Origin of the sequence: Aeoliella straminimaris (assembly GCF_024054565.1) — a bacterium.
Lineage (GTDB): Bacteria > Planctomycetota > Planctomycetia > Pirellulales > Lacipirellulaceae > Aeoliella > Aeoliella straminimaris.
In genome coordinates this window covers 1-9,979 of record NZ_JAMXLR010000053.1, presented here as the reverse complement: position 1 = coordinate 9,979, position 9,979 = coordinate 1, and the positions used below count along the sequence as shown (strand labels likewise).

The window sequence follows — 9,979 nt, the reverse complement described above, 5'->3', positions numbered from 1 at the left end:
CCTCGGTCGGTTGGGTGAACAGCGGTCTGTTACATTTGAAGCTGTTTTGTTTCACAAGAACCTTTTCAGGTTCGGCCTAACGCCACATCCAATGTAAGCCGAGGAGGGTGTTGCACTTGCGACGTAGCTTCTAGTGCCTCTCGAAAAGCCACCAAAAACCAGCCGTCAGTTGTCCGCATGGCAATATCGACCTTGCCGAAGAGTATGGTATTCAGCGTTGTTGGCGTTCGGTTGAGCCAAAGCGTGGCAATGCGGACAGGTGATGGGATCGCAATTCAGACTCAGCTAGATCACTACTTAACTTGACATTGTTGGTTGAGTGCCCTGGCAACGTCGCCTCAGTGAACGTGGAACTCCAGTTGTCATCGTCGCGACGACGATCCACATCCGCCAGAAGCAGAAGTGCCGCATCCTTCGCCTGTTCTGTGAGAGACATATCGGCGTTATGGGCTGGTCTAAAGGCCTTCGTCGAATCAGCCAGTTCGAATTGTGCAAAAGCAAGGTGCAGTGTAGAACTGCCCCTGGTTGTTGCGTCACGCTGAGACCGGTTAGATTTTTCGAGCCGAGGTGGAGACGTTGTATTGGCAGGGCTCTTTGTCATGACTCCAAGCTTATTGGTCCCGTCCGCTTCGATTTGCCCCTGCGCAATGAAGGCTTCAACAGGAGCAACCATCGTACTCTCACTGAAGGCGACTAAGGTATCGGTGACAGGGCTGGGAGTGGCGCTCGCCTCCAGGTTATTTCGCCAAATGACGAAGTCCGCGAGGTTTACAACGCCATCGAGATTGCCGTCGCTTGCCAATTCGATGCCAGAGCGTCCGAACTCTTGCTTCCAGAGAGTATAGTCGCCGTTGTTGACAACACCGTCACGATTGTAGTCGCCCGTGAGTGTGGGACTGCCTACTGCGAGTCCGAGATTATTACGCCAAATCGTGTAGTCGGCCAAATCGACAAGGCCGTTGCCGTTGCCGTCTGCGGCGAGTGAACTCCCGCTTCGACCAAACCCCTCCTTCCATCGCGCGTAGTCTTGTTCGTTCACGTAGCCGTTGGCGTCGTAGTCTCCCGGCAAATGAGTTTGTACAAGCCAGCCTATGGCCAATTCAGATAGTGAAACATAAAGCACGTCGAGAGTTCCGTCTTGATTCAGGTCGACGACATCCAGCTTAGTTACGCGCCCCACTTCCACTCCCAATTCTCGCTCAACCAGGACACCGGCTCCTCGGTTTTCCACCCAGGTGGCCGGAGGGGTGTCGTATGTCCAGGTGGGCAGAAAGTCGCCGTCTCCATCTCCATCAAGATCAGCCACCGCAACACTGACAATGGCCCGAGGTAGTTCCAGCGAGTGTTCTTCAAATTCCCAGAGTGAGGTTTGCTCGTACCAGATAAGAACGCTTCCTGCCGTCGCCACGAGATCTTGATCGCCATCTTGATCAATGTCCGTGGCTGCTATGAGCGAGTGGTAAGAAGTTGTCGAGGTTATGCTATGGCGCGTGTATGCACCCGAGCCCATGTTTTCGAAAACAAGCAGTGTATTGTCAGAATAGGACGCGGTGGAGAGATCCAAGTCGCCATCACGGTCCATATCAACGATGTGCAGACCATCAGGGCGGCTGACGTATAGTTCGGTGCTCAGCGAGAACTGCTGTGCTCCATTGTTGGTGTAGACATACACGGCGTTCAGCGTATTCACCGCTATGGCGATGTCCGTGTTGCCATCAGCGTCGAGATCAACCACCGTGATGCTCACGTCGTAGAATGAGCTGAAACTACTGGAATAGGTGGTTATAGTGTGTTCCACGAATGAACCATTGTCGAGGTTCTCCAGCCACACCAGACGTCGGGATGTGCCGATAGCAATCAAATCGTAGTCGCCATCTCCATCGAGATCGCTGAATTCCGGTTCAACAGATGCGTCTCCGAGTTGAGCAAGCAGGCGGGGTCGAAAGTCCTGATCGGCTATGTTCTCAAACCAGAAGACCTCGTCTGTTGATGTGTCAGAGGCAATTACGTCGACGTCCCCGTCGTGATCGAAGTCGAGAGCGTGGTTGTACGTAAAGAGAGTTTTTGATCCAGAAATGCTGTGCCCCGGAAATACCGAGTCTTCCGTGTTCTCGTACCAGGCGAGTCGCTTCTCCGAGACAGTCCAGTTGGTCGTAACAACGATGTCGGGTTTGCCGTCTTGATTAATATCCTCGAGTGCGAAGCTCTCGGAATATTCCGTGTTCGCTATCAGATCTTTGGGAGTGAAGCCTTGCATGCCGTCGTTTTCCAGTACGTAGAACCGGCCTGCGTAAGTGGAGCCAACCAGAATGTCGACACTCCCGTCGCCATTGTAGTCCTTCGCAATCGCATCGTGAGGCTGGACCACAGTCACTGGAATGACTTGCCTGGTGAAGGTCTGTTTGCCGTCGTTCTCGAACCATTCCACCTGGTTGCCGTAACGGGAGGTGCCGACTAGATCGATGTCGCCGTCCGAATCCAGGTCGACGGCGCTAACGGAAGTTACACCGGCGGTCTCATCCGAAACAACGTGCTCTTCGAAAATTCCTGAACCATTGCCCTTAAACCACGCGATCGTGTCAATGCCGCTGGCAGCGACGAGAAGATCCAGGTGCCCATCCTGATCGACATCGCTTGTCCGCACCTTGCTGACACCTGGGTAAGTGTTGGCAATCACTTGGCCCGCGAAGTCCTGCTGCCCATTGTTTGCGAACCACATTAAGGTACCGCCAGACCCGAAGCCTACGACAAGGTCGACGTCCTCATCACTGTCAAAGTCTCCTACGGCCAGTGTCGATGGGTTGGCATCCAGCTCTGAGACCAGGTGACTGCGGAAGTCCTCTCTTCCGTGCGATTCGTACCATTCCACCCGATCATTATCCCCAGTCCAAGACGTCACAATGTCGAAGTCGCCATCGTGGTCCATATCGGTCACAGCAAGTGCGGTGGGAAAATCGGAGTCGCGGGCCACAATGTGGGCAAGGAAATACTCCGTGGTGATCTGTTCAAACCAAACGACCTGACGCTTTGTGAAATCGGCGATAACCACATCGCGATCGCCATCTCCATCGAAATCCAACACCTCGGTGCCCACAACTTTTTCAACCGTCTGAGTGCGGAAGATAGGGTCTTGGTTATCGCCGAACACGAAGTACTCTTCGCTGAGTGGACTTGCGAGTGCGACAAGGTAGTCTTCCACCTCGCCATCTGCTGCAGTGCCCTGCACACCCACATCACCTTCAGACGTGATGCGAAAACGCGCAAAGGTGTCGCCACCTAGGGCAGTTGCAGGAATTGCGAACGATATCTGGTTGAGGCCCTCTACTACCTCGACCGAGGTGAGAATCCGCTCGGAGGTGAGGTCCCATACGCCGTCGTGATTGAAGTCAATCCACGCATCGACCCGGGCCCCGTCTGGGGCGTTGGATACCTGCAATTCGGCAGTGGCAGTCGCATCGCCGACCCTTAACTGCCCGAAAGAGACTCCATCGTCACCGGGGTCCAGGTTTGCCTGATCGGCTGGGCTGCCATCGACCGCCTGGCCCCGCGTAGCACCCAGGTAAGGGCCCAACGCTGTGTGACGGGCACCGTTTTGCTCGTAGGTAGTTGGATAGGGAACTGGAGCGTCGCCGAAATCGCCGCTGAAGATTGAAAAATGTGCCACCGCCTCATCGGACAGCCCATACAGTTCTCCGTCCAGCAATGTTGCGACGAATGGCTGCTCGGCACCAATAGAACCATCGCCGGTCGGCAAAAGGCTAACTTGCACCGTGTTCTCTCCGGCGGGAATCGTAACACTGCCGGTGGAGCCATCGAACTCGTCAACTCCCTCGAGGTTGTAATCCACACCGAAATCGGCATCAGTTTCTACGCGGAAGGACACCGTGATCGTTTGGTGAAGATCGCCAACCCGCTGAAATTCGAGCAACAGGCCCTGTTCATCTGATGCCTCGATGGTCGGAGCGAGTGCGTGTATTGACACAGCCGCCTGGTTCTCAAACCATATGGGCGTTCCATCCTCTGAATGGTTGGATGCAATGTCCAGGTCGCCATCACCGTCCAAGTCGGCTAAGGCTGCTCTGCCGTACGAGTCGGTATCGAACAGTAGCGTGCTGGGAGCAAAATCGAGACTACCAATTTGCTCCAGCCAATAGAGTGCAAACTCCCTGTAGCCTAATGTCACGATATCTAGCTGTGAATCGCCGTTCAGGTCTTGCACTACGAGATCGGAGATGCCCAGTCTTCCCGGGAAACCTGGGAGTGGATCGATCCAAAGCACGTGCTCTACCAGTTCGCCATCCTGGTTTTCGTATAATAGTAATTCGTCGCCACCCAATAGGTAGTCGTAGTCGCCGTCACGATCTAGATCGGAAACTTCAAGTACAAAAGCGTCGGCCGTCGTTGCCAGATAGTGTTCCTGGAAGTTGAGATCGCCTAGATTCTCATACCAGAGCAGTCCCGAGAAATGGTCTTCTCCGATGCCCTCCAGGGTAACGATATCGATATCACCATCGTGATCGTGGTCGACAAGGTGATAGTCGCGAACCGGCGTATGGGGGACCAAATCGACTAGTTGAAACTGTGAGTCACCGTCATTTTGAAGAACCGCGAAATTGCCTCCGATACGAACCAGAATATCCAATCGGGCATCTGAGTCGATATCAACGATGTCGATTCCGTAGATTACATGGAGGGAATCGGTTGCGAGCAACTCATGCGCCTCGAAACCTAGTTCGCCACGATTCTCCAGCCAGATGACCTTGCTATCGGGCGAAGTATTCGAATCGGTCGCATAGACCACCGCGTCGACATCGCCATCGTTGTCCAAGTCGGCGGCGAGAATCTGGCGTGCGTACGGATCGCGGATCGCGTAGATCAAATGGGGAGTGAAGTTGCCGTCACCGTCATTCTCATACCACGCAATGCCATCGTAGTCGGCGTAGGGGTGACCAGTTCCCTGGGTGGCGAACAGGTCGACATCACCGTCGCCGTCGATGTCGGCCGGCACCATGCCGTTAAAAGGAGTCGGGTCCTCAGAGATTGGCGTGGTCGCCTCAAAGATGCCACCGGCGCGAACCGGTGATACAAGTTGAATGGCATAGTCTTCCACTTCGCCATCAGATGCGATTCCGCTGGGTAGTAAATTCCCCTCGGTGCTCAGTCGAATACGGGCGTAAACGGAGGCCGCAACGACATCCAACGGCATCGCAAACGACAGAGAATTCATGCCCTCTGCAACAGTGACGTTGGCGAAGATGTGCTCGTAGGGCCCGCTCCAGCTGCCATCTCCATCGAAGTCGATCCACCCGTCTACTAGTGCACCTTCGGGAGCATTCTGAACATCGATCGTCACATGCCCTTGCCCCTGGCCGACAACCAGTTGCTCGAAGGTCACTCCATCATCCCCAGTATCCGTGTCGGCGCTATCCGCCGTTGTTGCATCGCTCTCCGCCGAACGATCGCTACCCAAACGAGGACCAATAGCCAGATGGAACGCCCCACCCTCGCTTTGTGTCGTCATGCCGGCAATGGGCGCGTCGCCGTAGTCGCCAGTGGTTTCATCGCTGATGAGCGTGAGTGCCGCTTTGCGATCGCCTGTCGCCGCGTACTCTTCAGTATCTATGACTGTCATCGTGATCGTCTCGGCCACCTCGTTAAGTGAGTCATTGACCGGTGTAAGCGTCACATCAATCGTCGTAACGCCAGCTGGAAACACCGCTGTCGCCGATTGGCCGACCAGGCTTTGCAGGCCTGCGAGGGCATAGTCTTCACCGAGCGACGCCGTCCCAGCGATCTCCAGTTGAACCGACAGGTTCTCATCAACATCTCCTGCCCGGACCAGAGTGAATGTCGATGGCGTCTCTGAGTCTTCCGCCATCTGCAGCTGAGAAGGGGATGCTGACACGTGGGGGCGATTCTCATACCAACCAACTGCGTAGGTTCTTGGGGTGACATTAGGCGGATAGCTGCCGACGACATCTGGGTCGCCATCTCCATCGATATCCCCCAGTCCCAGCGCCACAGGAGGGATAGCCAGCGCCCCCGTGGCCGGTCTCGCAGCGAATGTGTCGTCGCCATTATTGAATAGCCACATTGCTCGTTGCGGCTTGGTCGCCGAGGCCTGTTTGAGAGTAAGGATATCCAGGTCGTCGTCACCGTCGGCGTCGGCAACTAGAATCGATCCAGGCGTTCCGTAGGTGGAATAGCTGCTGGCGAGATCGTCACGAAGCTCGTGGGTAGCGAACTGCGCGTCGCCAGTGTTCTCGTACCAGAACAGAGAGGAGGAGTAAGTGTTGAGCAGATCGAAGTCGCCGTCCTGATCCAGATCGACAAGCACCGATGCCCCAACAGCGAAGTAGGGTCCGGGCTGCGGTTGCTCCACCTCGATCGTGTGCTCGATGAAACTGTCAGCTCCGTCGTTTTCGTACCAGAAGTAGCCTTGCCTGTGGACGCCTGCCACGATGTCCGTATCACCGTCGCGATCGAAGTCGACGCCACGGAGAAACTTTAAATCATCACCCGTGGAAACCAAATTGAAGGTTTCGAAGACACCATCACCCCGATTTACCGCCAGCGCGACACTTGAGTGGAGGATGTCGATGTCTCCATCGTTGTCGAAGTCGATGGCTTGGTTCAGGCCACCGACACGCGCGTCGTTTGGGTTGGTGGCGAACTGCAGGTTGCCTTGGTTCAGCAGGATGGTGCCTGCGATCACGTCTGGCAAGCCATCGCCATTGACGTCGGCAATGTCCATGGCGCCGGCCTGGTTCGTGCCACTGCCAATTTCATGGGTGACGAAGTTGCCAGCACCGTCGTTTTCGTACAGGACAATAGTGCCCGTTGGGTTGACGTAGTAAGTGTGTAAGAGACCAACGACGTCCATATCGCCGTCCAGGTCCATGTCGACAACAAACGGCTGAAGCACACCATAGGCGATTTCTTCGCCAATATTGTGTGTCCTTGTCAGTTCTGCCCCACTTGCCAGGCGGGGGGAAATCGTGACGCGGTAGTCTTCGACTTCGCCATCAGAAGCTGGGCCCGAAGGCTGCAATTCACCGGCGGAACTTACGCGGAACCTGGCAAAGGTCTCCCCGACAACGGCTGTGTCGGGAACGGCGACGTAGAGCGTATTGCTGCCGTCCACGACCGGCTTGGCGAAAGAGACGCGCTCGCCGGTATCCGTCCAGTCATCATCGCCATTGAAATCAATCCAAGCATCGAGGAAGGCTCCCTCCGACGCATTTTGGACTTCAATGGTCACTTCGACTAAGGCTTGGCCAACGTGCATGTCGCTCAGAACGACGCCGTCGTCGCCGGGATCGGCATCCGCCAGATCCGATACCACGGCGTCAGGTGTGCTGAATCGCAGATCCCCAAGCTGAGGACCCGTCGCGGGATGAAACGCCCCTGTGTCTGCCACTGAAGACTGATAGGGCGCGGGGGCATCCCCATAGTCGCCGAAAGTTTGCGCTTCGGCGATTTGTATTTCAATCTCCGCAGAGTCTCCCGGTCCGTAGTGGTCGCCACTGCCGATGGAGATCGAGACAGTTTCAAACAGCTCGTTTACTTCATCATCCACAGGAACAACGCGAAGCAACACCTGCTCAACGCCTGCAGGTATCGCAACCACGCCTCCGCTGGCATCCAGCGAGTCTGCTCCTTCCAGTTGATAGTCAATTCCCTGGGTCGCTGTACCGCCTATCGTGAATGCGACTTGAAGTGCTAGATTGAGGTCGCCTCTGCGTTCGATCACGATCTCAGCTTCGTCTGCCGATTCCTCCAATAAGATTGTCGTCGACGAACTTATGCGTACAGCTGCGCGGTTCTCATGCCAGGCGACCTTCAAATCTTCTGATGTCGAACCGGACTTTCCAGAGACGACAACCAGATCGAGATCGCCGTCCCCGTCCAGGTCTCCCATATCGAAGGCAGCAGCGAGGGGAACGCCCGCGGGGATTCTAGAGGTCGAAAAGTCTCCACCCCCCTGGTTCAGCAGCACTGCAATCTCGTTGCTGGCTTGAATGATACCTACGATGTCTGGTAACCCGTTCCCATCAATGTCGGTCACAGTAATGTCAGTGAAGTCTCCGATGGACGAGATGGCATGGCTTGTGAAAGAGGCTGACCCATCGTTCAATAAGACCACCGTGTCTGCCTCAGTCGAACGATTTGGTATGAGGTCCATGTCGCCATCAGCGTCGAGATCTGCCACCAAGACTTTCTCGTTGATGCCCGGCAACTTGTGCGACTCGAATACCTGATCTCCGAGGTTCTCATACCAGATAAAGTTACCTAAGTACCCCAGAGCCGTGGAGCCACTTCCCACGAGATCCAGGTCACCGTCGCGGTCCAGGTCAACGGCCACCAGGCTGGCGCCCTTACGATTGTCCAGTTGCGTTTTGCCTGGTAACAAATGGGCCTCGAACTGCGAAGCTCCGGTGTTTTCGTTCCAGTAGGCTTGGCCCTGCGCATGTCCCGGTACGTGGCTCAGCAAGTCCCGGTCGCCGTCGTAGTCCAGGTCGGCAGCAGGATCGGCATTTCCAACAGGGAACTCAATCAGCTCCGTCCCCACACCAAAGCTAGTGCCGGAGTTTCGACTCCACTCCGTGCCTGCAATGAGATCGAGATCGCCATCCTGATCCAGGTCACTTACATGAAGATAGTTGCCACTGAGCGATTGAGAGTACGAACCAAAACTGCCGTCGCCCGCGTTGTTGTACACCCAAACCTCGCTGTAATAGGCAGGGTCCAACATGGCAGCGATATCGTCGAGTCCGTCACCATCAAAATCGCCAACCGCAACATCCACTAGACGCTGCCAGACGTCATCGATTGGTCTTGCCTCGCCGAAGCTTGCACCGCCCTCAATCGCTGGAAGCAATTCAACTTGGTAGTCTTCCACTTCTCCGTCCGAAGCAGTCCCTGTGATTCCTAGAATTTCATCGGTGCTTATGCGAAAGCGGGCGTAGGTGACTCCCCTGCAAGCTATATGGGGAACGCGAAACGTGAACAGGTTCGCCCCTTCTGTGACGGGCTGCCCAGCAATAATCTGCTCCTCCGACCCACCCCAAGAACCATCGCAGTTGAAGTCAATCCAGGCGAAGAGAGTTGCGCCGTCTGGCGCCCCTTGCACGTCTACCACAACACTTCCGTCCCGCTGGCCAACGTGCAGTTCTCCCCATGACACGCCGTCATCACCCGTATCGGCTGAAGCATTGATCGATGGCTGTCCGTTCTCCTCGTTAGTACGGGCTGTCCCCAGCATGGGACCAACCGCTTCATGCCACGCACCATCGTCTTGAAACAATGTTGGATACGGCGCCGGGGCGTCGCCAAAGTCGGCTGCCAGCAGGCGGCGGCTTTCGAGGTGCTCGAAGCGGAGTTGGCGCTGTTGTGAATCGGGTGAATTGCGAGTTAGAGGTGCGCGCTTCGACATGCGCAGCTTCTGCTGGGATTTCCGCCGCCATTCCATGAACATTGCCCCTGAGGTGCGATCGTGATGCCTATCAGTCGGTTACGGCCCTTGGACAGTCTGGGAAAGGCTGGCCGACAAAGACTGGATTGTAGTCTACGAGGGTTAAGAATGCATGGCTTAGACACGACCTTCGCTAGTTTCACGCTGTTGTCACGATTCCGGTGTATTTACCAATTGCAGGTTACGCCTGCAGGAAACCACTAGATCCAGTCAATCTGGACAGCTTAGGGCAACTTAGAAAGGAGTATCTCTCCCAAGAAAAGATGATTGCGGTTTAGGCTGTCGTGAGCTGAAAAGGCTTGAGACCGAGACACGCCGCAAGAAGTTCCGCCTCCCCCAGTTGTAGCAACGCGGGGGAAGAATCTGCTTCCCCGTCGATTGCGATCTTCTGTCGGCACCCCAAACTCACAACGGTTGCATCGGCCGCCAGCTCCAAGCAGATCTCCTAGGGCGCAGCGGTCTCTTTTTTCGGGAGAGACCGCCGCAGATAGCCTTGAGCCCCTC

General features: G+C 55.6%; 1 protein-coding gene. It reads right to left on the bottom strand.

Annotated elements, in window-relative coordinates; genetic code table 11:
• Positions 1–211 precede the first annotated feature (211 nt).
• Positions 212–9,436 (bottom strand): FG-GAP-like repeat-containing protein, encoded by a 9,225-nt coding sequence (locus NG895_RS15265; protein WP_252853386.1) that lies wholly within the window; start codon positions 9,434–9,436, stop codon positions 212–214.
• Between the last annotated feature and the right edge of the window lie 543 nt (positions 9,437–9,979).